The organism is Rhizobacter sp. LjRoot28, assembly GCF_964253025.1.
Taxonomy (GTDB): domain Bacteria; phylum Pseudomonadota; class Gammaproteobacteria; order Burkholderiales; family Burkholderiaceae_C; genus Rhizobacter.
Window position 1 is genome coordinate 4978875 of record NZ_CAXUQC020000001.1, and the last position, 22050, is coordinate 5000924.

The 22050-nt window shown below is 68.2% G+C and carries 23 protein-coding genes; 16 read left to right on the forward strand and 7 right to left on the reverse strand.

Annotated elements, in window-relative coordinates; genetic code table 11:
* Window positions 1-3: 3 nt before the first annotated feature.
* The 11 genes from ACSQ2F_RS22825 (at window position 4) to ACSQ2F_RS22875 (ending at window position 11881) form a co-directional block, all read left to right on the forward strand.
* Window positions 4-615 (forward strand): alpha/beta hydrolase, encoded by a 612-nt coding sequence (locus tag ACSQ2F_RS22825; protein WP_436026644.1) that lies wholly within the window; start codon window positions 4-6, stop codon window positions 613-615.
* A gap of 91 nt (window positions 616-706) precedes the next feature.
* Entirely contained in the window at window positions 707-1891 is a 1185-nt protein-coding gene (locus ACSQ2F_RS22830; protein WP_436026646.1) for a D-alanyl-D-alanine carboxypeptidase family protein, read from the forward strand.
* Window positions 1892-1923: 32 nt separating this feature from the next.
* Window positions 1924-2799 carry a D-amino acid aminotransferase gene (locus ACSQ2F_RS22835; RefSeq protein WP_436026648.1) on the forward strand — a complete coding sequence of 292 codons (876 nt, stop codon included), beginning with the start codon at window positions 1924-1926 and terminating at the stop codon, window positions 2797-2799.
* Window positions 2800-2850: 51 nt separating this feature from the next.
* Window positions 2851-3126, forward strand: a complete 276-nt coding sequence (locus ACSQ2F_RS22840; RefSeq protein ID WP_436026649.1) for a DUF493 family protein — start codon at window positions 2851-2853, stop codon at window positions 3124-3126.
* Between the two features lie 44 nt (window positions 3127-3170).
* The gene (gene lipB, locus ACSQ2F_RS22845; RefSeq protein WP_436026651.1) at window positions 3171-3863 is read left to right on the forward strand and encodes a lipoyl(octanoyl) transferase LipB; all 693 of its coding nucleotides are present in this window, start codon (window positions 3171-3173) and stop codon (window positions 3861-3863) included.
* Window positions 3864-3889: 26 nt separating this feature from the next.
* Window positions 3890-4873 carry a lipoyl synthase gene (lipA, locus tag ACSQ2F_RS22850; RefSeq protein ID WP_436026653.1) on the forward strand — a complete coding sequence of 328 codons (984 nt, stop codon included), beginning with the start codon at window positions 3890-3892 and terminating at the stop codon, window positions 4871-4873.
* A 432-nt stretch (window positions 4874-5305) separates the two neighbouring features.
* The gene (locus ACSQ2F_RS22855; protein WP_436026655.1) at window positions 5306-7468 is read left to right on the forward strand and encodes a S8 family peptidase; all 2163 of its coding nucleotides are present in this window, start codon (window positions 5306-5308) and stop codon (window positions 7466-7468) included.
* A gap of 242 nt (window positions 7469-7710) precedes the next feature.
* Complete coding sequence (locus tag ACSQ2F_RS22860; protein WP_436026657.1) at window positions 7711-8979, forward strand: ABC transporter substrate-binding protein; 1269 nt, start codon at window positions 7711-7713, stop codon at window positions 8977-8979.
* Complete coding sequence (locus ACSQ2F_RS22865; RefSeq protein WP_436026658.1) at window positions 8976-9893, forward strand: carbohydrate ABC transporter permease; 918 nt, start codon at window positions 8976-8978, stop codon at window positions 9891-9893. Before ACSQ2F_RS22860 ends, ACSQ2F_RS22865 begins: the two co-directional genes overlap by 4 nt.
* A complete protein-coding gene (locus ACSQ2F_RS22870; protein ID WP_436026659.1) occupies window positions 9890-10720 on the forward strand; it encodes a carbohydrate ABC transporter permease in 831 nt (276 codons plus the stop codon). Before ACSQ2F_RS22865 ends, ACSQ2F_RS22870 begins: the two co-directional genes overlap by 4 nt.
* Window positions 10721-10744: 24 nt before the next feature.
* Entirely contained in the window at window positions 10745-11881 is a 1137-nt protein-coding gene (locus tag ACSQ2F_RS22875) for an ABC transporter ATP-binding protein (RefSeq protein WP_436026660.1), read from the forward strand.
* 54 nt (window positions 11882-11935) lie between these two features.
* On the opposite strand, the gene ACSQ2F_RS22880 is transcribed toward ACSQ2F_RS22875, so the two are convergent.
* From ACSQ2F_RS22880 to ACSQ2F_RS22890, 3 genes are all read right to left on the reverse strand, one after another.
* Window positions 11936-12592, reverse strand: a complete 657-nt coding sequence (locus tag ACSQ2F_RS22880) for an ankyrin repeat domain-containing protein (RefSeq protein ID WP_436026662.1) — start codon at window positions 12590-12592, stop codon at window positions 11936-11938.
* Window positions 12593-12673: 81 nt separating this feature from the next.
* Window positions 12674-13537 carry a hypothetical protein gene (locus ACSQ2F_RS22885; RefSeq protein ID WP_436026664.1) on the reverse strand — a complete coding sequence of 288 codons (864 nt, stop codon included), beginning with the start codon at window positions 13535-13537 and terminating at the stop codon, window positions 12674-12676.
* Between the two features lie 252 nt (window positions 13538-13789).
* Window positions 13790-14299, reverse strand: coding sequence for a TlpA family protein disulfide reductase (locus tag ACSQ2F_RS22890; RefSeq protein WP_436026666.1), 510 nt, complete (start codon window positions 14297-14299; stop codon window positions 13790-13792).
* 15 nt (window positions 14300-14314) lie between these two features.
* Here ACSQ2F_RS22890 and ACSQ2F_RS22895 point away from each other — a divergent pair, with 15 nt between their 5' ends.
* Window positions 14315-15007, forward strand: coding sequence for a DUF4197 domain-containing protein (locus ACSQ2F_RS22895; protein ID WP_436026668.1), 693 nt, complete (start codon window positions 14315-14317; stop codon window positions 15005-15007).
* A 28-nt stretch (window positions 15008-15035) separates the two neighbouring features.
* On the opposite strand, the gene ACSQ2F_RS22900 is transcribed toward ACSQ2F_RS22895, so the two are convergent.
* The gene (locus tag ACSQ2F_RS22900; protein WP_436026669.1) at window positions 15036-16163 is read right to left on the reverse strand and encodes a hypothetical protein; all 1128 of its coding nucleotides are present in this window, start codon (window positions 16161-16163) and stop codon (window positions 15036-15038) included.
* Between the two features lie 177 nt (window positions 16164-16340).
* Complete coding sequence (locus ACSQ2F_RS22905) at window positions 16341-17597, reverse strand: CaiB/BaiF CoA transferase family protein (protein WP_436026671.1); 1257 nt, start codon at window positions 17595-17597, stop codon at window positions 16341-16343.
* Window positions 17598-17636: 39 nt separating this feature from the next.
* Between ACSQ2F_RS22905 and ACSQ2F_RS22910 the strand changes: the two genes are divergently transcribed.
* The 3 genes from ACSQ2F_RS22910 to ACSQ2F_RS22920 all read left to right on the forward strand — a co-directional run bounded on the left by ACSQ2F_RS22910 (window position 17637) and on the right by ACSQ2F_RS22920 (window position 19014).
* On the forward strand, window positions 17637-18191 hold the full coding sequence (locus tag ACSQ2F_RS22910; protein WP_436026672.1) for a hypothetical protein: 555 nt from the start codon (window positions 17637-17639) through the stop codon (window positions 18189-18191).
* 135 nt (window positions 18192-18326) lie between these two features.
* A complete protein-coding gene (locus tag ACSQ2F_RS22915; RefSeq protein WP_436026674.1) occupies window positions 18327-18776 on the forward strand; it encodes a PTS sugar transporter subunit IIA in 450 nt (149 codons plus the stop codon).
* The gene (locus ACSQ2F_RS22920; RefSeq protein ID WP_436026675.1) at window positions 18745-19014 is read left to right on the forward strand and encodes an HPr family phosphocarrier protein; all 270 of its coding nucleotides are present in this window, start codon (window positions 18745-18747) and stop codon (window positions 19012-19014) included. Before ACSQ2F_RS22915 ends, ACSQ2F_RS22920 begins: the two co-directional genes overlap by 32 nt.
* A gap of 34 nt (window positions 19015-19048) precedes the next feature.
* Here the strand turns inward: ACSQ2F_RS22920 and ACSQ2F_RS22925 are convergent, their stop codons facing one another.
* Window positions 19049-19894 (reverse strand): GNAT family N-acetyltransferase, encoded by an 846-nt coding sequence (locus ACSQ2F_RS22925; RefSeq protein WP_436026677.1) that lies wholly within the window; start codon window positions 19892-19894, stop codon window positions 19049-19051.
* Window positions 19895-20029: 135 nt separating this feature from the next.
* Here ACSQ2F_RS22925 and ptsP point away from each other — a divergent pair, with 135 nt between their 5' ends.
* The gene (gene ptsP, locus ACSQ2F_RS22930; RefSeq protein ID WP_436026679.1) at window positions 20030-21820 is read left to right on the forward strand and encodes a phosphoenolpyruvate--protein phosphotransferase; all 1791 of its coding nucleotides are present in this window, start codon (window positions 20030-20032) and stop codon (window positions 21818-21820) included.
* 6 nt (window positions 21821-21826) lie between these two features.
* On the opposite strand, the gene ACSQ2F_RS22935 is transcribed toward ptsP, so the two are convergent.
* Window positions 21827-22050 (reverse strand): hypothetical protein (locus ACSQ2F_RS22935; RefSeq protein WP_436026681.1); only part of this gene is annotated, 224 nt, incomplete at its 5' end.

Sequence of the window (22050 nt, forward strand, 5' to 3'; positions counted from 1 at the left end):
CGCATGCCGACCTCACGACGCGAGACCCTTCCCGGCCCGGCGGGTGCGATCGAGTGCGTCATCGACACGCCGGACGCGCCGCCGCGCGGCGTGGCCGTCGTGTGCCATCCTCACCCGTTGCAGGGCGGTACCCTCGACAACAAGGTGGCAGCCACCTTGGCCCGGGCCTTCGTGCAGCTGGGCTACCGCGCGGTTCGCCTGAACTTTCGCGGGGTCGGGGCCTCAGAGGGCCAGTGGGACGAGGGCCGGGGTGAAGTCGACGACACCCTGGCCGTCATTGCGGCGCACCGTGATCCGGCCTTGCCGCTCGCGCTGGCCGGTTTTTCGTTCGGCGGGTTCGTGGCGTCACAAGCGGCCGCGATGCTGCCCGACGACCAGAAGCCCGTCGGCCTCGTGCTGGTCGGTCCGTCAACCCAGAAACAGCAGGTGCCGAACGTTCCGGCCGACACCCTCGTGATCCACGGCGAGGCGGACGACATCGTGCCGCTGTCCGCCACGCTCGACTGGGCGCGCTCACAGGCGCTTCCGGTCGTCGTCGTTCCGGGGGCCGGCCACTTCTTCCATGGCCAGCTGCCGCTGCTCAAGAGCCTGGTGGTGCGCGGCTGGTCGCATTGACCGCTGTACGAGGAACCATCGGGACGTGCCTCATTCGATCCGCAGCTTCACCGCTGCGGAGTCTGCCAACCTTTGCTGAATTGCCTGCCTCATGAAAAGAACCATCGCCGTATTCCTGGCGCTGTGCTGCACCACCCTCGCCACATGGGCCCAGATGCCTTCGCCGCCCGAAGTGGCCGCGAAGAGCTACATCCTGCTCGACCTCACCACCGGGCAGACGCTGGCCGAGCGTGAGGGCGATGCCCAGGCCGATCCCGCCTCGCTGACCAAGCTCATGACCGCCTACGTGGTGTTCACCGCACTGCGCGAACACAAGCTGACCCTCGAGCAGCCCCTGCCGGTGTCGCTGCGGGCATGGGAAGAACGCAAGGGTGGCGGCTCGCTCATGTTCGTGGAGCCGCGGATGACGCCCAAGGTGTCGGACCTGCTGCGCGGCATGATCGTCAACTCCGGCAACGACGCCTCGGTGGTGCTCGCCGAAGGGGTGGCTGGTACGGTCGACCAGTTCGTGGCCATGATGAACCGTCAGGCGCAGGCGTTCGGACTCAAGAACACGCAGTTCCGCAACGTGACGGGCCTCACCGAGGCAGGCCACCACAGCTCGGCGCGCGACTTGGCCGTGATCGCCAGCCGCATCATCATCGACTTCCCCGAGTACTACCCGATCTACTCGACGCGCAAGTACCGGTTCGAGGGCTCTCCCGCCTCCAACGAGAACAACCGCAACGTGCTGCTCCAGCGTGATCCGAGTGTCGACGGCATGAAGACGGGCTACACCCAGGCGGCCGGCTACTGCCTCGTGGCATCGGCGCAGCGCGATTTTCCGAACCTCGGCGCCGCCGGCAGTGCCGGTGGCAAGCGTCGCCTGCTGAGCGTGGTGCTCGGCACGGCGTCGATGGACGCGCGCGCCAACGAGAGCCAGAAGCTGCTGAACTGGGGCTTCCAGGCCTTCGACACGGTGCGCCTGTTCGAGGCCAACCGGGCCATCACGACCGTACCGGTGTGGAAGGGCCAGCTCGACGAAGCCAAGCTCGGCAGCACCGGCGGCTTGTTCGTCAGCGTGCCCAAGGGCGAAGGCGCCAAGCTGCAGACCCGCATCGAGCGGACCGACCCGCTGGTCGCGCCGCTGACCAAGGGCCAGAAGGTCGGCACCGTGCGGGTGACCACGGCGTCGGGCGCGGCGGTCGCCGAGCGGCCGCTGGTCGTGCTGGAGGCGGTCGAGGAAGCCGGCATCCTGGGACGCGCATGGGATGCGCTCCGGCTCTGGATCAAGTAACCTGAGCGGTCCCCACCCCGGCCGGAGGCGCCATGCATGCGATTCCTGACAGCCTGTGCTACCTGAACGGTGAGTTCGGCCCGCTGGCCCAGGCCCGGGTCTCCGTGCTCGACCGCGGGTTCCTCTTCGGCGACGGCATCTACGAGGCGATGCCTGTGTACGGCAAGCGGATCTTCCGCTTCGAGGAGCACATGGCCCGCCTCGGCCGCAGCCTTGCCAAGGTGCGCATCGCCAACCCGCACACCACCGCCGAATGGCTGGCGATGTGCCGCGAGCTGATCACCGCTCACGAGGCGGACAACCAGCTTGTCTATCTGCAGGTGACGCGTGGCGTCGCCCCCCGTGACCACGCCATGCCGGCGGACGTCGCCCCCACCGTGTTCGCCATGACGAGCCCGCTGCGCTCGCCCACGGCCGAGCAACGGCACCACGGGGTCGAATGTGTCACGGCGCGGGATTTCCGCTGGGAGCGGGCGGACATCAAATCCATCTCGCTGCTTGGCAATGTGCTGGCGCGCCAGATGTCGGTCGACCAGGGTGCGGCCGAAACCATCCTCTTTCGCAACGGGCAGCTGACCGAGGCCTCCAGCAGCAACGTATGGATCGCCTCTGAAGGGGCGTTGCTGGGCCCGGCCAAGAGCGAGTTCGTGCTCGAGGGCGTGCGCTACGACCTGCTACGCGATCTGTGCGAGGAGGAGGGCATCGCCTACAACCTGCGGCCCCTGACGGAGGCCGAGGTGCTGGCGGCCGATGAGGTGCTCCTGAGTTCGGCCACCAAGGAGGTGCTCCCGGTCACTCGCATCGATGGCGAGCCCGTCGGCCACGGCGCCCTGCGGGGCAAGCCGGGGCCGGTGTATGGGCGTCTCTACGAGGCCTACCAGCGCGCCAAGGCGATGCAGTCGGTGTGAGTGAGTTGAAATCCGGGGCCGCAGCCCCATGTGCCGTCGATGAGTTTTCAAATGCAAGACATTCCTCCCGAGCAGTCGCTCATCGAATACCCGTCGAAGTTCCCCATCAAGGTCATGGGCCAGAACGTCGACGGCTACGTCGAGGCCATCACGCGCATCGCGGTGCAGTTCGATCCCGGGTTCGACCCGGCCACCGTGGAGTTGCGCCCCAGCAAGGGCAACAACTACCTGGGCATCACGCTCATCATCACGGCCACGAGCCGCGAGCAGCTCGATGAGCTCTATCGCACCCTCACGACCCACCCGATGGTCAAGATGGTGCTCTGACCGCTCTCGTTCCACGGACCGCCTCGCCGGGCGGTCGTCCTCCGATGACCGATGCCCCTCGCGCCCCCCGCCCGCCTGCCACCTTGCGCTGGATGGGTCGCGTCGATTACGAGCCGACGCTTGCGGCCATGCGTGCCTTCACCGAGGCGCGCACACCCGACACGCCCGATGAGATCTGGCTCTGCGAGCACCCGCCGGTCTACACCCAGGGCCAGGCGGGACGCCCCGAGCACCTGCTCGACGCCGCGGGAATTCCCGTCGTGCAGACGAACCGGGGCGGACAGGTGACCTACCATGGCCCGGGCCAGGTCGTGGCCTACCCCTTGATCGACCTGCGGGCGCTGGGCATCTTCGTCAAGGAATACGTCTACCGGCTGGAACATGCGGTGCTCAAGACGCTGGAGGGGTTCGACATCACCGGACACCGGGTGCCGGGCGCGCCGGGGATCTACGTCAACCTCGCCGACCCGGGTGGACACGCGGCGCTCACCTGGCCGCGCCCCGAGCCCTTCCAGGGGCTGGGCAAGATCGCCGCACTCGGCATCAAGGTGAGCCGCAACTGCACCTACCACGGCGTGGCCCTGAACGTCGACATGGACCTGAAGCCCTTCCAGGGCATCAATCCCTGCGGTTACGCAAGCCTGCAGACAGTCGACTTGGCTACACTGGGCGTCCGCACCGACTGGACGACCGTTGCACAACGATTGGGCGACCGGCTGGTGTCCCACCTGGGTTGAACCCCAGTCGCTGCAGAGAAAACCCGATGTCGTCCGATTCCACGCTGATCCCCCCGCCCGCCTACGACCCTTCGGCCAAGCAGAAGGCCCAGGCCAAGACCGCGCGGATCCCGATCAAGGTGGTGCCGGCCGAAACCCTCAAGAAGCCCGACTGGATTCGCGTCAAGGCCGGCTCCCCGAGCACGCGCTTCTACGAGATCAAGCAGATCCTGCGTGAGCACAAGCTGCACACCGTCTGCGAGGAAGCGTCCTGCCCCAACATCGGCGAGTGCTTCGGCGGCGGCACGGCGACCTTCATGATCATGGGCGACAAGTGCACCCGGCGCTGCCCTTTCTGTGACGTGGGTCACGGCCGCCCGGACCCGCTCGACGTCGACGAGCCCGCCAACCTGGCCAAGACCATCGCGGCGCTGAAGCTGAACTACGTCGTCATCACGAGCGTCGATCGCGACGACCTGCGCGATGGCGGCGCCGGTCACTTCGTCGAATGCATCCAGCAGGTGCGCGCGCTGTCGCCGCGCACCCGCATCGAGATCCTCACGCCCGACTTCCGCGGCCGCGCGGACCGGGCTCTCGAGATCCTCAAGGCCGCTCCGCCGGATGTGATGAACCACAACTTGGAAACGGCACCACGCCTTTACAAGGAAGCGCGTCCCGGGTCCGACTACGCCTTCTCGCTGAACCTGCTGAAGCGCTTCAAGGAATTCGCGCCGAACGTCCCGACCAAGAGCGGCATCATGGTCGGCCTCGGCGAGACCGACGAGGAAATCCTGCAGGTCATGCGCGACATGCGCGAGCACGACATCGACATGCTCACCATCGGCCAGTACCTCGCGCCGAGTGGCCATCACCTGCCGGTCCGTCGCTACGTTCACCCGGACACGTTCAAGATGTTCGAGGAAGAGGCCCGCAAGATGGGCTTCACCCATGCTGCCGTCGGCGCGATGGTGCGTTCCAGCTACCACGCGGACAAGCAGGCGGGACACGCCGGGGTGGACCTCGGCGTTTGACCCGTGGGCGGTCCCTCGGGTCGCCCGCCTCACGACGTGCCGGCATCCGGCGTCGCTGGCCGCCGTGGTACCCGACCGAACGAGCCGCCCGCCGTCGCCGCGCGGTGCTCCAAGCCTCGGCGGGAAGCGCGTTCCGTGTGAGCGTTGCCGGACCGAGGCACAACCTCAGTGCAAAAAGTCTCGCCGGCGCGCCGCGAGGCACCCATCGCCACAATGCCCGGTCGCGTCTCGTGTACAACCGCGAGGCGGCGAGGAGCGATGGTCAGGGGGCCATGCCCGGCCAGCAAGGACCTTCGAGTGAGAACAGCGACAACAACGTGGCGCGGCCGGGTGGCCGTGAGTCTCGCAGCGCTCTGCCTGGCCGGTAACGCGGCGGGCGAATCACAGGGACCACGGCCGCGGCTGTTCGCGTCCGACGCGAACGAGGCGCGCGTGATCGTCAAGTTCAAGGACGATGCGTCCACCTTGCGCTCGGCGCCACTGAGCGGCACCGTGGTCAGGGCCGATGCTGCCTCGGTCCTGCAGTCGCGCGCCAATGCGCTTGCCTCCCGGGCCGGCAAGACGCTCACCGCGGGCCGTGCGATCTCGGACCGTGCCCAGGTGATGATGGCCAAGGGTCTCGACAGCGAGGCACTGGCCCGTGCCTTGAGCGCGGACCCGCAGGTGGCCTATGCCGTGCCCGACCGCCGGCGCACCCGCCTGGCCCCGCCGAACGACCCGCTCTACGGTCCGTCGATCGGCGTCAGCCCGCTCAGCGGCCAGTGGTACCTGAAGGCCCCGACCGCCTCCGTGACCGCGGGCATCAATGCCCCGTTGGCCTGGGATGTCGCGTCAGGCGCAGGCGTCGTCGTCGCGGTCCTCGACACCGGCGTCCGTCTCGACCACCCCGATCTTGCCGGCCAGTTCCTTCCCGGCCAGGACATGGTGCACGACACGGTGGTGGCAAACGACACCAATGGTTGGGACACGGACGCCTCGGACCCGGGCGACTGGGTGACCTCGGCCGAGGCGGCGACCTCCAAGTTCCAGGGCTGCTCCGTGGCCGACAGTTCGTGGCACGGCACGCAGGTTTCCGGCCTGATCGCGGCGCTCTCCAACAACGGCAACGGCATGGCCGGCGTGGCGACCGGCAGCAAGCTGCTCCCCGTGCGCGTGCTGGGCAAGTGCTTCGGCTACGACTCCGACATCATCGCCGGCATGCGCTGGGCGGCCGGTCGCGCCGTCGTGGGCGCTCCCTCGAATGCCAACCCGGCCCGCGTGATCAACATGAGCCTTGGCGGAGATGATGCCTGCAACACGGCGTATGCCGATGCCGTGGCTGAAATCACGGCAGCCGGCTCGGTGATCGTGGCAGCGGCAGGCAACTCCTCCGGTCATGCCCTGGGCGTTCCCGCCAACTGCACCGGGGTCATCGCCGTGGCTGGCGTTCGTCACACCGGCACCAAGGTGGCTTTCTCGGACGTCGGGCCCAACGTCACGGTGTCGGCACCGGGCGGCAACTGCGTGAGCGACGTCGGCGAGTGCCAGTACCCGATCCTCAGCACCACGAACACCGGCAAGACCGTACCGGTCGCGGGCGCAGCGGGTGGCACGTACACGAACGGCACCAACTACGCCGTCGGCACCAGCTTCTCCGCGCCCTTGGTGTCGGGCACGGTGGCGTTGATGATGTCGGTGAACCCGTCGCTGACGCCGGCCCAGGCGATCGAGGTGCTGAAGGCCACGGCCCGGCCCTTCCCGGCGACCGGCGCTGCTGCGGATGTGCCCAGCTGCCGTGCGCCGACCGGCGTGGACCAGTATGAGTGCTACTGCACCAACCAGACCTGTGGCGCCGGCATGCTGGACGTGAATGCGGCCGTGCGTGCAGCGGCGGCGGGTGCGACGGCCGGCTTCCTGGATGCAGTGATTGCCGTGTCGCCTGCGATGCCCGATCCGAAGCAAGTGGTGACCTTGTCTTCCAGCGGCAGCCAGGTGAGCGCAGGTCGCACCGTCCAGAGTCGGACGTGGTCGATCGTGGACGGCGGCGGCATCGTGAGCGGCTTCCAGGGCAGCAACACGGGTGAAAGCGTCGTGGTGGTTCCGTCCAGCGTCGGCCGGTTCGTCGTGCGTCTGACGGTGCAGGATGACCTGGGGCAGAGCGACAGCACCGACCTCGGCATTGACGTGAACGCGCTCTCGGTCGGTGTGCAGACCCGAAACGATGCACCGATGGTGGGCCAGTCGTTCTCTGTGGCCACAGTCAACCTGGTGACGAGCCCGGGGCGCAAGGTGTCCGCGTACGGATGGTCGCTGACCGAAGGCAACGGCACCGTCGCTCTCATCAAGAGCGCGGCCGATGAACCTGCCATCGTGCTGGCGGCAGTCGCCACGGGCACGTTCACGGTGCAGGTCACCGTGACCGACGACATGGGCAAGCAAGCGGTCGCCAGCTGGCGCGGTACCGTCTCACCCGCGGGCACCGTCAGTGCGGCGCCCGCAGGCGGCGGTGACGGCGGGGGCGCGACGGGCGCGCTCGAACTGATGGGCCTCACGCTCTTGCTGCTTGCGCTCGCAGGCCGAGGCGCTCGGCGAATGAAAGCCCGGACGCTTCGCTGACCCAGGCAGGGCCGGCCCGTCGCGGCTCGGCCCTGCATCGAGCAGCGCAATGCGCGAACGCAAGCCGAGCGCTGTGTCGGCTTCGATCGATAAGCTGGCTCATTCGTTGAGCCAGTTGGCGTCATCCTTCGGCTAATTCCGCCCACTGGCATCACGGCCTTTGCCCACGGCCGCTCTTTCGGGTCTAGGGTTGCACCCGCAATCCATCTGCCGGCACCGCCGGCGACCGAAGGAGATCCCAGATGCTTCATCCGTCCCGGTGCGGCGCTGCCGCTGCACTCGTGCTCTGCTCCCTTACGGCCGAGGCCGCCTCGCTCAAGGTGTCCTGCAGCGGCCTTGGCCAGGAACTCGAGTTGTGCCGCTCGGCCGCCGGGGCCTGGGCCCGCAAGACCGGCAACGAGGTCGAGATCGTCTCCACGCCGAACGACGGCACCGAGCGGCTCGCGCTGTACCAGCAGGTCCTGAGTGCGCGCTCGGACAAGATCGATGTCTTCCAGATCGACGTGGTGTGGCCCGGCCTGCTGGCCGCCCATCTGGCGGACCTGGGCCCGCTGGCCAAGGGGACGCAGAAGGCGCACTTCGACGGCATGGTGGCCAACAACACCGTGGACGGCAAGCTGGTCGCCATGCCGTGGTTCACCAACGCCGGGTTGCTCTTCTACCGGCGCGACCTGCTCGAGAAGCACGGTCAGAAGGTGCCCGTCACCTGGGACGAACTCAAGGCATCGGCGACGAAGATCCAGGCCGCCGAGCGGGCCGCCGGCAACGACAAGATGTGGGGCTACGTGTGGCAGGGCCGCGCCTACGAAGGCCTGAGCTGCAACGCATTGGAGTGGGTGGCGAGCTTCAACGGGGGAACCGTCGTCGACTCGTCCGGCAAGGTGACGGTCAACAACCCCAAGGCGGCCACCGCCCTGCAGACTGCGGCCTCATGGGTGGGCACCATTTCGCCAAAGGCCGTGCTGAATTACGGGGAGGAGGAATCGCGCGGCGTGTTCCAGGCCGGGCACGCGGTCTTCATGCGCAACTGGCCATATGCGTGGTCGCTCGGGCAGGGGGCTGACAGTCCCGTCAAGGGCAAGATCGGCGTGGCGGTGCTGCCCAAGGGCGGCGCGGACGGGCGCCATGCAGCGACACTTGGCGGTGAGTCCCTGGCGGTGTCGAAATACTCCAAGCACCCGCAGCTGGCCGCTGAACTCGTCCTGTACATGACGAGCGCCGAGGTGCAGAAGCAGCGTGCATTGAAGGCGTCGTACAACCCGACCATCGGCGCCCTCTACAAGGATGCGGACATCACGGCGGCCAACCCCTTCATGGCCGACCTGTACGAGACCTTCACCAACGCCGTGGCGCGCCCGGCCACCGTGACCGGGGCCCGCTACAACCAGGTGAGCAACGAGTTCTGGAACGCCGCCCACGACACGCTGTCCGGTCGGGCACAGGCCCCGGCCGCGCTGAAGAAGCTCGACGGCGCGCTGAACCGCTTCGGCCGGGGTGGCCGCTGGAAATGAGCGGCCACGCCAGCGGTCTGACCCTTTCGCAGCGGCGTGTCCGCACGGCCTGGTGGCTGCTGCTGCCGATGCTTGTCGTGCTGGCGGCGGTGGCGGGCTGGCCGCTCGGGCGCACGATCTGGTTCAGCTTCACGGACGCCCACCTGGCGAATCTCTCCGACTGGCGCTACATCGGCTTCGAGAACTACCTCGGACCCTACGGGGTGATGCGCGACCCGGAGTGGTGGAACGCCGTCTGGAACACGGTGGTGTTCGCGGTGCTGTCTGTCAGCATCGAGACGGTCCTGGGGCTTGGCGTGGCCCTGCTGCTCAATCATCCCTCGCGGCTGCGCACATTGCTGCGGGCCACGCTGCTCGTGCCCTGGGCCATTCCAACGGTCGTGTCGGCGCGCATGTGGAACTGGATGCTGCACGACCAGTTCGGCATCGTGAATCATGGCCTGCTGTCGATGGGCCTGATCAGCGGACCGCTCGGCTTCACGGCCGACCCGTCGCTCTCGCTGTTCACCGTGGTGATGGTGGATGTGTGGAAGACGACCCCTTTCATGGCGCTGCTGATCCTGGCCGCGTTGCAGCTGGTTCCGGCCGACTGCTACGAGGCGGCCTCGGTGGACGGCGTTCCGGCGTGGCGCGTGTTCACGCGGATCACGCTGCCACTGATCATGCCCGGGGTCGCGGTGGCGATGATCTTTCGCCTGCTCGACGCGCTTCGGGTGTTCGACCTGATCTACGTGATGACGTCGAACAGCCGCGGCACGCAGAGCATGTCGATCTACGTTCGCGAGCAGCTGATCGACTTCCAGATGGTGGGCTATGGATCGGCCGCGGCCACGGTGCTGTTCCTCGTGATCGCGTTGTCGACGATGGCGTACCTGGCGCTCGTGCGCGCCGGGCGGCCGGAGACGGTGGCATGAAGCGCGGGGTGGGAGCGCGGGCCGCCCACGCAGCCTTCTCGCTGGTGTTCATCGCTGTCTCGCTCTTCCCGTTTCTCTATGCCATCGCCACCTCGTTCAAGCAAGGCACGGCCCTGTTCGAGCCGACACTGTGGCCGAGCGCGGCGACGCTGGACAACTACCGAGCGCTGTTCCGCGACCAGCCCTTCGGGCACAACCTGCTCAATTCGGCGGTCGTCGCGGCGGGTACCGTGCTGCTGTCGCTGGGCTTGAGCCTGCTTGCGGCATGGTCCCTCGCACGCGTGAACTTCAAGGGACGGGGCCTGCTGCTCGGCACCATCCTCGCCGTGTCGATGTTCCCCCAGGTGGCGGTGCTGTCGGGCATGTACGAGCTGGTCAACTTCCTCGGGCTGTACGACCACCTGGGCGCGCTGTGGATCTCGCATCTCGTCATCACCTTGCCGTTCACCGTGTGGGTGCTGGTGACCTTCATGCGGCAGCTGCCACGCGAGTTGGAGGAGGCAGCGCTCATGGATGGCCTGGGCGTGCTGACCGTCATCTTTCGCATCTTCCTGCCCTTGCTCTGGCCCGCCATGGTGGCCACCGGACTGCTCGCCTTCATCGCATCGTGGAACGAGTTCCTGTTCGCCCTGACGTTCACCTTGTCCACCGAGCAGCGCACCGTGCCAGTGGCCATCACGCTCATCTCGGGCGCGTCAGGATTCGAGTTGCCGTGGGGCTCGATCATGGCCGCTTCCGTCATCGTGACGCTGCCCCTGGTGGTTCTTGTCGTCTACTTCCAGCGGCGCATCGTCGCGGGCCTCACGGCCGGTGCCGTCAAGGGTTGATGCCACTTCACTTTCGGAGTCTCCATGTCCCGGATCCAGCTGCGCGACATCAACAAGCACTTCGGTGGCACGCCGGTGCTCAGGGACATCAGCCTGACCATCGAGCCGGGCGAGTTCTGCGTCTTCATCGGTCCGTCGGGCTGCGGCAAGTCGACGCTGCTGCGGCTGATCGCGGGGCTCGATGATCCGACGAGCGGCGAGATCGAGATCGGGGGACGGGTCGTCACCAGCTTGCCACCGGCCGACCGCAACGTCGCCATGGTGTTCCAGAGCTATGCGCTGTACCCCCACATGAGCGCCTTCGAGAACATGGCCTTCGGGCTGCGCCACCACAAGTTGCCTGCCGGCGAGATCGAACGGCGCGTCGCCGAGGCGTCGAGCATCCTGCACCTGGACGAGCTGCTCCAGCGCAAGCCGCGCGAATTGTCGGGGGGGCAGCGGCAGCGGGTCGCGATCGGGCGTGCCATCGTGCGGCACCCCCAGGTGTTCCTCTTCGATGAACCGCTGTCCAACCTCGACGCTTCCTTGCGCGTGAAGACCCGTGTGGAGATCGCGCGGCTCCACCGTGAACTGGGCTCGGCCAGCATGGTCTATGTGACGCATGATCAGGTGGAGGCCATGACCCTGGCCCACAAGATCGTGCTCTTGCGCCCCGACGCCGCCCGGCTCGGGCTGCCAAGCGTGGCCCAGGCGGGTGCGCCGCTGACGCTGTACCACCATCCCGCCAATCAGTTCGTGGCCGGCTTCATCGGCTCGCCCGCCATGAACTTTCTTCCGGGCAACGCGAGCGGCGCCGCAGGCGACAGCCTGGAGATCCGCAGCGCCGTCGGGCCGTTCAAGGCAGCGGTGCAACGTCTGCCGGACTCGGGCTTGGCGACAGGGGCCGAGGTGACGTTGGGCATTCGCCCGGAGCATGTGGAGCTTGGCCGCGGCCCGCACCGCGGCCGTGTCACGCACCTGGAGCACCTCGGGGAGCACAGCTATGCCTATGTGGAGGCGGGCGACCCGGCCGTCAGCTTCATGGCCAAGACGCTCGACGAGCGGCTGAGGGAGGGCGATGAGGTGCCGTTCGACTTCCCTCCGTCGCAGCTGCATGTCTTCATGCCTGACGGCCGGGCGTTGCCGCGTGCCGCTCGATCGTCGGCACTGGCCGGCACGTGAGTCGTCTCGCGCGCGGCGATGGTGGAGCGCCGGGGCCCGGCGCGTGGCTCGGGTTCAGCGAAGGTCGCGGTCCACGTCGATCCCGTGCGTGGTGAGCCAGTGGACGATCTCCGCGCGGCGCTGTCGCGAGGGCTCGTTCAACACCCGGCTGGGCGTGAGCGCCAGGTAGCGCTGGAAGCTCGCGCCCTGGTGATTGAGCGCCCGGGCATCGGCGCCGGCCCGCAGCAGGTCGAGCAGGCGTGCGCTGTCGTTGGCCTTGGCTGCGACATGCAGGACGGAGTTGCCGTGCTGGTCGGTGCGGGCCAGGTCGGCGCGTGCGGCCAGCAGTTGGCGGAACTGTGGCTCGCGCTCGCCGAGCACGGCAGACATGAGCGGCGTGGCGCCGGTCGCGGCATGCGCCACGTTGGGATCGGCGCCGTTGGCCAGCAGCGTGCGAAGGTAGACGGGATCGTCCGCCATGGCGGCCAGGTGAACGACCGTGGCGCCGCCCGTGCCGGGCTGCGAGGGGTCGGCTCCGGCTTCCAGCAAGGCCAGCAGCCCCGCATTGCTGCGGTTGAGCACTGCCCACTGCAGCAACGTGACCTCCTGATCGCCCCGCGCGGCCACGCCGGTGCGCGGCGCCAAGGCCTTGACTTGCGTGCTGTCGCCCCGGGCGACGGCCGAAGCCAGTTCAGCCACCGCGGGGCTCGCGAATACCTCGTGAACGTTCATGTCGGGCTGGTCCTTCGCCGCGCAGGCCGTGGCGGCCCACGCCAGCATAAGGCACAGCGCGCGCCGATACCGGGCCACCCGTCAATGGCTCCAGGGGGCCTCGGCGGCCAGGGCCTCGCGCACCGCGTCCATCTTGTGCAAGGTGATGGGTCGGCTGGCGAGGTCGAGCCCGTATTCGATGCGTTCGCGCAGTCCATCTCCGCGAAGCAGGTCGAGCCAACCGCCCTTCGGGGCTTCGAGCGCCGGCGCGTCGAGCGCGATGCGCCGGCCGAGTGCGTCCGGCAAGGCGTGGTGGAGCAGCGGGGCCTGCTCCTGCAGGGTGGTGAGCACTTCGCCGTCCACGGTGTAGCGGCGCACCTGACCGGCCTCCGCATCGGCCCGGGCGGCGGCCGGATCGAGGCCCAGTGCGTCGATCGTGCGGTCGGTCAGGCCCGCGGCGTTGAAGGTGATGGCGGGCGAACCGGTGGCCAGCGCGGCCGCGGTGGCGAGGCCGCCGCCCAGCGAGTGACCGGTGATGGCCAGGTCATCGCCGAAGGCCAGCTTGGCGTCCTTGGCCAGTGACACCGCCTGGCGGTACTGCGCCGAGTCGAGGCCGATGCCTTGCTGCAGGTTGTTCAGCCAGTCGGGCAGGTCGCCTGATCCTGCAAACGCCAGCACATGGTTGCCTTCTCCGTCCTGGTACAGCGCAGCGCGGAAGCCGGTGGCGGGGTCTTCCAGATCGGCGGCCGACAGGCCGACGCGCGCCAGCGCGGACGCGTCCAGCCGCTGCCATTCGCCCACGCCCGGCGACTCACGCTGGTAGACGTCCTGGCTTAGCGCGGCGAACGTCTGGTCGATGGTTTGCGGGTCGCGGCCGCGTACCTCGCTGTCGAAGGATGTGGCGCGGGAGGCGGCCGTGGCCTGCCAGGCGGGACCATTCACCTGGAGGGACGAGTCGATGCGCATGGCGGGCTCCGGTCAGGGGATGCCGCAGTCTAGGCAGGCGCTCGGCGACCGACAACCTGGGGCGCGCCCCATGAGTTGTCGCCCGCTGCGATCACGTCTTAGGTCGAACCTGCGCGTCCGTCGCGGTGCGGGGCGCCGTCATCGGCTTCGCGTTGCGTGGGCCACGGGCCGTCGATCCGCCGTTGGACAGGCATGCCAGCACGGCCACGCGCGCAGCGCCTCGAAAGGCAGGCGTCGCGCGCCATGTGCGGATCAGCCTTCGGCGATCAGCTTGTCGATGAGCGCATGGAGCGCCACGAAGTCGGGTTCACCCAGGTAGCGTTTGACGATCTCGCCGCGCTTGTTGATCAGCACGGTGGTGGGGGTCAGCTTGACGTCGCCGAACTCGCGCGCCATGGTGCCCAGGTTGTCGATGACGACCGTGAATGGCAGCTGGCGCGACTGCGCGTAGTTGGCGACGTAGGCAGGCGGGTCGTACGACATGGCGACCGCGAGCGTGTCGAACGAGCGGCCGGCGTACTTCTTGTGCGTGGCGACGATGTCCGGCATCTCCTTGATGCAGGTGACGCAGCTGGTGGCCCAGAAATTCACCAGCACGACCTTGCCCTTGAGTTCGCCCGTGCGGCCGGTCGTTCCATCGAGCCGCGTGTAGGCCACGTCAGGGGCCGGCGTGCCGGAGCCGACGGCGATGTAAACGCCGGCCGCGGCCAGGACCAGGGCCGCCGCGGCGGCGCCGATGGCAAGATGACGGGTCAGTTTCATGTCGGAGGTCGTTTCATGCAGCGCAGAAAGTTTACGTCAGCCACCTTGTGCGCCTGGCTGGTGGCAGGGCCGGAGCTGGCTCGGGCCGCATTGCCGTTCGGCTTCAGCGAGAGCGATGCGGCCACGGGGGTTCGCGCGGCGCTGGAGCGGGGGGCGGTCGCGGCCATCGGACAACTCGGCCGTGTGGATGGATTCCTCGGCAACCCGAAAGTTCGCATCCCGTTGCCGGGCGTGCTCAACGATGCGGCGTCCCTGCTGCGCGCGACCGGCCAGGCCAAGCGGGTGGATGCCCTGGTGGTCGCCATGAACCGGGCGGCCGAGGCGGCCGTGCCGGAAGCGCGCAACCTGCTGGTCAGCACGGTCAAGAACCTGAGCGTCGAAGATGCCCGGCAGCTGGTGACCGGAGGGGACGGCTCGGTGACGCGGTTCTTCGCCGACAAGACGCGCCTCCCGCTCGGCGAGCGATTCCTTCCCATTGTCACGCGGGCCACCCAGCGCGTGGCGCTCGCCGAACGCTACAACGCGGTCGCAGGCCGTGCCGCCGCCTTCGGCCTGATGCGCGCGGAGGACGCGAGCGTGGAGCGCTATGTCACCGAAAAGGCGCTTGATGGCCTGTACCTGATGATCGGTGAGGAGGAGCAGCGCATCCGCCAGGACCCGGTCGGCACCGGCAGCGCCATCCTGCGTCGCGTCTTCGGCGGCCGCTGACCGCCCCCGACCACACCGGGTCAGGCCGTCAGGCCACCTTGGCGAGTTCGAAGGTCAGTGCGGGGGCGAGCGATGTGGCAATGGCGTCGCGCCCCACTCGTGCGGTGTTGAGCCCTCCGAAGCCCGACACTTCGAAGGTGCTGCCTTCCTCGATGATCTCGATGAAGGCGACATCGGTGCCGCTGGTCCGGACTTCCTTGCGCAGTTCGTTGAAGCGGTCGCCGCGCAGGGCGGCTTCGATGACGATGGCCTGTGGCAGGCCGCCGCGGCAGAAGTCGCGAGCCTCGTCGACCGACGCGACGAAGTCCACGATGAGGCCCATGTTGCGCAGCGCGTCGCGAACCTGCATGCGGACATCCCGCCGCGAGGCGACGACGAGCACATGATTGCCCGCCAGCGGCTTGGCGAGGTGGCCCTCTCCCAGTTCGACCGCGCTCACGCCTTCCATCGTGTCATTCACCGTGCGGGGGAACTCGAAGGTGAGCGTTGTCGTCACCCCTTCGATGCGTCGGGCCGCCGTGAGACCGCAGGCCCAGGCGGCCTGTTCGACAAGGCGCCAGTCCATGGTATCGAGCCCGGCGTGCGCGGCCTCGCGCGCCGCGGTGTTCGCGGATTGGTCGGCCGGCAGGTGGACGAATCGGCAGATGAGCCGGGCGTGCACGGGCCACTGTTTCAGGTCGGTCTGGAGCTCGAGCGGTCCGCATGCGTGGGCGAGCGCCCAGCCGAGGGTGTTGTCGACGAGGTTGAAGAGAAGCGTGGCGTCTGCCATGACCTCGGCGGGCTGAAGCGAAAGCCTCACCGCGATGCCGCGCGCCTGAGCCTCGCTCGCGCGGGCTTCGAGGGCCTGCCGCAGGACGTCCGCAAGGGCCAGGCGCTCGGGCGACTGCCGGCCCGCCGCGCTGGCCATGCGGGCCAGCTGCTGGCCCGTCATGGCCGTCCGCCGGGCCTGGCGCAATTCTTCTCCGAGGGCGCGGAGGCTGGCGCGGTCGATGCGGCCCGTGCTCGTAAGCTCCTGCACACGCTCGAGCGCGGACGTGAGGGGCATGGCCATCTCGGCGCTGAGTGCTTGGACGATGTCACGCCAGCGCGTGGAATCGGCAGGGGCCACCTCGGCGGGCGGCAGCGCGGTGGCGCGGTTCAGTTCGGTCAGGTCCATGGCGGCTCCGGTTGCCGGTCGGCCCGGGGCGGCAGCGCCGCGGGCGTCGATCTGGCAAGTAGTGTCAAAGTGTCACCCGGCTTGGTCTCCTTGTGACAGGTTGTCAGGGCCGAATCCCCGGACCTGGGGGGGCGGCTGCCACGAACGTGGGGGACTGCCTCGGCTGACCGGCTCCGCTCAGAGAACGCCGGCGCGGCGCAAGGCGCCCAGTTCGTCGGCCGACCAGCCAAGCTCCCGAAGGACCTCGTCGGTGTGTTCGCCCAGCAGGGGCGGTGGACGGCGGTACTGCACCGGTGTGCCCGACAGCTTCATGGGGCTGGCGACCAGCTTGAGCGCATCGCTCTGTGGATGTGCCAGGGACACGGTCATGTCGCGGGCCACCACATGCGGATCGGCGAACACTTCCTCGAGGTTGTTGATGGCGCCGCACGGAACCTTCGCGGCCTCGAGTGCCTCGAGCCAGTCCTTCTTGCTGCGGGTCTTGAGGATGGCGCCCAGCATGGGGACGAGCGTTTCACGGTGGCGCACCCGGTCGGCATTGCGGGCGAACCGGGGATCGGTGGCGAGACCCGGGCAACCCGCGATGTCGCAGAACTTGGCGAACTGGCCATCGTTGCCCACCGCGAGGATCAGGTGACCGTCGGACGTCTCGAAGACCTGATACGGCACGATGTTCTGGTGGGCGTTGCCCACGCGCTTGGGCGGCACGCCCGTGGCGAGGTAGTTCGCACCCAGGTTGGCCAGCATCGCGACCTGGGTGTCGAGGAGGGCCATGTCGATCGCCTGGCCTTCGCCCGTTGCGTCACGGTGGCGCAGGGCCGCCAGGATGGCAACCGTCGCGTACATGCCGGTGAAGAGATCGGCCACGGCCACGCCCACCTTCTGGGGGCCGCCACCGGGCAGATCGTCTCGCTCGCCCGTCACGCTCATCAGGCCGCCGATGCCCTGGATGGCGTAGTCGTAGCCCGCCCGCTCGCGGTAGGGGCCGCTCTGGCCGAAGCCGGTGATCGAGCAGTAGACGAGCCGGGGTTGCTCCGCGCGCAAGGTCGCGGCGTCCAGGCCATAGCGGGCCATGTCGCCCACCTTGAAGTTCTCGATGAACACGTCGCACTGGGCGGCCAGTCGGCGAATGAGGGTCTGGCCTTCCGGCAAGGCGATGTCGACCGTGATGGAGCGCTTGTTGCGATTGGTGCCCAGGAAATAGGCGGCCTCGGCGGTGTCGGCGCCGTCGCGGCCCTTGAGGAAGGGCGGGCCCCAGCCTCGGGTGTCGTCGCCGCCGGCGCCGTTTCGCAGGGGGCGCTCGATCTTGATCACCTCGGCGCCGAGATCGGCCAGTGTCTGCGTGCACCAGGGGCCGGCCAGGACGCGTGAGAGGTCGAGCACGCGCACGCCGGCGAGGGACTGCGGCTGGGAAGGGGAGGGCGACTGGGTCATGCGGCAATTGTGCGGCAGGCCCACGTCGATAATGCGGCCATGACCTTGCCTTGCCCCAAGCGCTCCCGCCACCTCGTGCCGACCGTCGCGCTGCTGCCGATGCTGCTGCTCGGGTTGGCGGGTTGCTCGCCGGCACTGGACTGGCGCCAGGCGCGGGCGCCGGGTGCGGTGGTGTTGTTTCCCTGCAAGCCGACGGTCGAGACACGTTCGGTCAGCCTCGGTGGCGCCGCTCCTGCGCCGTTGACCATGTCGGCGTGCGAAGCGGGCGGAGCGATGTTCGCTGTCGCCGCGCTGGATGTCGGGCATGCCGAGCGGATTCCCGCGGCGCTGGCGGCGCTGCGCGCGGCCCAGGCGGGCAACCTCGGCGCGGCGCCCGCGCCAGCCGGACCGGTGCCGCGCCTGCGCGGGGCGCCTTCGGCTCCTCCCGCCGAACGGTTCCGCCTGGAGGGGCGCCTCCCCGATGGCACGCCGATTCACCAGGAGTCGATGTACCTGGCGCACGGCACGCGGGTGTATCAGGCGCTGGTGCAGGGCCGCACCGTTCCGCAGGCTGCCGCAGACACCTTTTTCGAAGGCGTCGAACTGTCGCCATGAGGGGACAAGCGCCCGGGGTTTGCAACGCGCGAGCGTTCGCTGATGTCTAATGGTGCGTGCGGCGGTGCCGACGCTCCGGCTCGGGGCGGGCCGCTACCCTCCTGCTTTACCCGGTAGCCCCGATAATTCGATGCCATGCCCGGTCTCCTGATCATCGCCCATGCCCCCATGGCGTCTTCGCTGAAGGCGGTGGCTCAGCATGCGTTCCCGGACTGCGCCAGCCGCCTGATGGCCCTGGATGTGCTGCCTGACATGAGCGCGGAGCAGATCGAGGCCCAGGCGCGCCTTCTGCTGTCCGAGGTGAATTCGCCCGAGGTGCTGGTGTTCACCGACGTCTTTGGCGCAACGCCCTGCAACGTGGCGCAGCGTCTGGCCGACGGCGTGCACGTCAAGGTGGTCGCCGGGGTCAATGTGCCGATGCTGTGGCGTTCGCTCTGCTACGCCGATGAACCGCTCGACGCTCTGGTGGCTCGTGCCGTGGCCGGCGCCACCCAGGGCGTGATGCAGGTGGCCGTCTCACGGCCGCAGAATCAAGCCTTCAAACCGGGTGCCAATGATCAAGTCCACCATCACCATCAGCAATAAGCTCGGCCTGCACGCCCGGGCGTCGGCCAAGCTCACGAAGCTGGCAGGCACGTTCAAGTCGGACGTCTTCATGTCGCGCGGCGAACGGCGCATCAACGCGAAGAGCATCATGGGGGTGATGATGCTGGCAGCGGGACTGGGCGCCGAGGTGGAGCTGGAAACGTCCGGGGTCGACGAGCGGGCCGCGATGGATGCCTTGCGTCAGTTGATCGTTGACAAGTTCGGCGAAGCCGAATGAGAACAGCCGGCCCGCCGGGCCGGCATGGGTTCGATCAAGCGCCGAGGAAGTGACGGCGATAGCGCGCCGGCAGGTCCTTGATGCGCATGAGCATCGGCAGGTCCGCCGTGTTGAAGTCAGGGTCCCAGGCCGGGGCACCGAGCACCTTGGCGCCGCAGCGCAGGTACCCCTTGATGAGGGCCGGGGCTTCGATTGCCAGGTCCTGCTGCAGTTCTTCCACGGGCAGAGGCAGGCGCGGGCGCACCTGCAGCTCGATGGGTGCGAGGTGCTGGCGGCGCAGCTGCTCCCACAGGCTGGCGGCCACATGGCCGCCGTCGCGCATGCTGACGCTTGCGCAGCCGATCATTGTGTCCAGCCGGTTCCGGTCCATGAACTCGGCGAGGGCGCCCCAAAGGGCCAGGATGGCACCCCCCGAGCGGTGGTCCGGGTGCACGCACGAGCGGCCCAGTTCCACCATCGTGGGACGCAGGTGGCGCAGGCGAGTCAGGTCGAACTCGGTGTCGCTGTAGAGACCGCCCACGCGCTTGGCTGCGTCCGGCGTCAGTACCCGGTAGGTGCCGATCACGGAACCCGGCTCGCCGTCGTTCGAGACGTCGCGCACCAGCAGGTGTTCACAGTACGGATCGAACATGTCGATGTCGTGGCCCGCCGGGCTGCCATGGGGCACGGTCAGTCGGGCACCCATTTCCTCGGCGAAGACGAGGTGCCTCAGCTGCTGCGCTTGCCGAACGTCAGCTTCATCGCGAGCCCAAACCACTTCGAGGCGGGTTGCAACGCTGCGGGCAGGCGGGACGTGCGCGGAGCGTCGGTGAAGCGACCTCCGGGAAGACTCGCCCAGCAGGTCTGAAATCGGCATCGTCGGCAGCGGCAGGTCCCTCATGGCGTTCTCCTGTAGATGACAGGATGGTTGCGGCAAGGCGTGACGCGGCCATGAAGCGGGCATGACGCCGCAGTGACACGGGTCGCGCGGGCGGACCCTGATGCGGGGGCACGAAAGCCGCTGCTACGATGGCTCATGAGCTTTCAGGTCTTCGGTCTGCCCGTCTCCCGTGGTGTCGCCATCGGGCGCGCGGTGCTGGTCGCCTCGAGCCGCATCGACGTCGCGCATTACTTCATCAACGAGACCGATGTCGAGGCCGAGACCGAGCGCCTACGCGGGGCCCGGGACGCCGTCGCGCTGGAACTCACGACACTCCAGCGCGACTTGCCGGTGGACGCCCCGCCCGAGTTGTCGGCGTTGCTCGATGTCCACCTGATGCTGTTGCGCGACGAGACGCTGGTGCTGGCCACCAAGCAGTGGATCCGCGAACGGCACTACAACGCCGAGTGGGCCCTGTCGGCGCAGCTCGAGGTGCTGGCCCGGCAGTTCGACGAAATGGAAGACGACTATCTTCGGGAACGCAAGGCCGACCTGGAGCAGGTGGTGGAGCGGCTGCTGCGGGCCATGGCACGCGGGCCATCCGTGTCCTATGCACCGGCGCCGGGCGTGCCGCCGCGTGACTTCGCCGGTGAAGATCCGCTCGTTCTGATTGCCAACGACATCGCCCCGGCGGACATGTTGCAGTTCAAGCGCAGCGTGTTCACCGGTTTCGTGACCGATGTCGGCGGCAAGACGTCCCACACCGCCATCGTGGCCCGCAGCATGGACATTCCTGCGGTGGTGGGGGCACGCGAGGCGAGCCGGATCATCCGCCAGGACGACTGGGTCGTCATCGATGGCGACACTGGCGTCGTCGTCGTCGACCCCTCGCCCATCGTGCTGGAGGAATACCGCTTCCGCCAACGGCAGAGCGGGCTGGAGCGCGACCGCTTGTCACGGCTGCGGCACACGCAGGCGATTACGCTGGACGGCGAGCGGGTCGAGATGCTCGCGAACATCGAGCTCCCGGGTGACGCTGCCGCTGCGGTGGAGGCAGGCGCCGTGGGCGTCGGGTTGTTCCGCAGCGAGTTCCTGTTCATGAACCGGGGAGGGGAACTGCCCGGGGAAGAGGAGCAGTTCGAGGCGTACCGCGCAGCGGTTGAGGCGATGAACGGGCTGCCCGTGACAATTCGCACAGTCGACATCGGTGCCGACAAGCCGTTGGACCGGATGTCCGCCAATGAACTACGGCACGAACACGCCCTCAATCCCGCGCTCGGCTTGCGTGCCATCCGATGGAGTCTCTCGGAGCCGGGGATGTTTCGGCAGCAGCTCCGTGCCATTCTTCGGGCCAGCGCCCATGGCAAAGTTCGACTGCTGCTCCCCATGGTGGCGCACCTGGGCGAGGTGCGTCAGGCCTTCGAAGCCATCGCCAAGGCCAAGCAGCAATTGGACGAGGCCGGCAAGGCCTGGGGCAACGTGGAAATCGGCACGATGGTCGAGGTGCCGGCCGCCGTCCTGATGCTGCCGCGCCTGCTCAAGCACTTCGACTTCGTGTCCGTGGGCACCAACGACCTGATCCAGTACACCCTGGCCATCGACCGCGCCGACGAGGCAGTCGCACATTTGTACGACCCATGGCATCCGGCGGTACTGCAGCTCATTCACCGCGCGATCGCCGAAGCACATGCCGCGGGAAAGCCTGTGAGCATCTGCGGCGAGATGGCGGGCGACACCGCGTTCACCGACGTGTTGCTGGCCATGGGACTTCGCAGCTTCTCGATGCACCCTTCCCGCATCTCGTCGATCAAGCAACGCGTCCTGCGCGCGGACACCCGCGCCCTTCGCCAACACCTGCAGGAGGTGCTGGCCAGCGACGACCCCGAGGCGGTCAGCCAGGGCCTCTTCGCTCCGCGCTCCGCACGCGCCACGCCGACAGCCGCTTGAGGCGGCTCAACAATGTGTGACGGTCCTGTTGCACAGGCCAGAAATCGTGCTACAGTCATGGACTTCGCTGATCGCAGCGCGGGACGGCAGCAAGCCAGAACGCAGCGGCGCAAAGCGAAGAAAAGGCAAAGCGGTTGTTGACAGTCTGTAGAAAAGAATGCCACAATCGTCGTCCTGCTGAACGCTGCGAAACGCGGTCAGCAACGCAGAAGCCAAGCGCTCTGCAATGT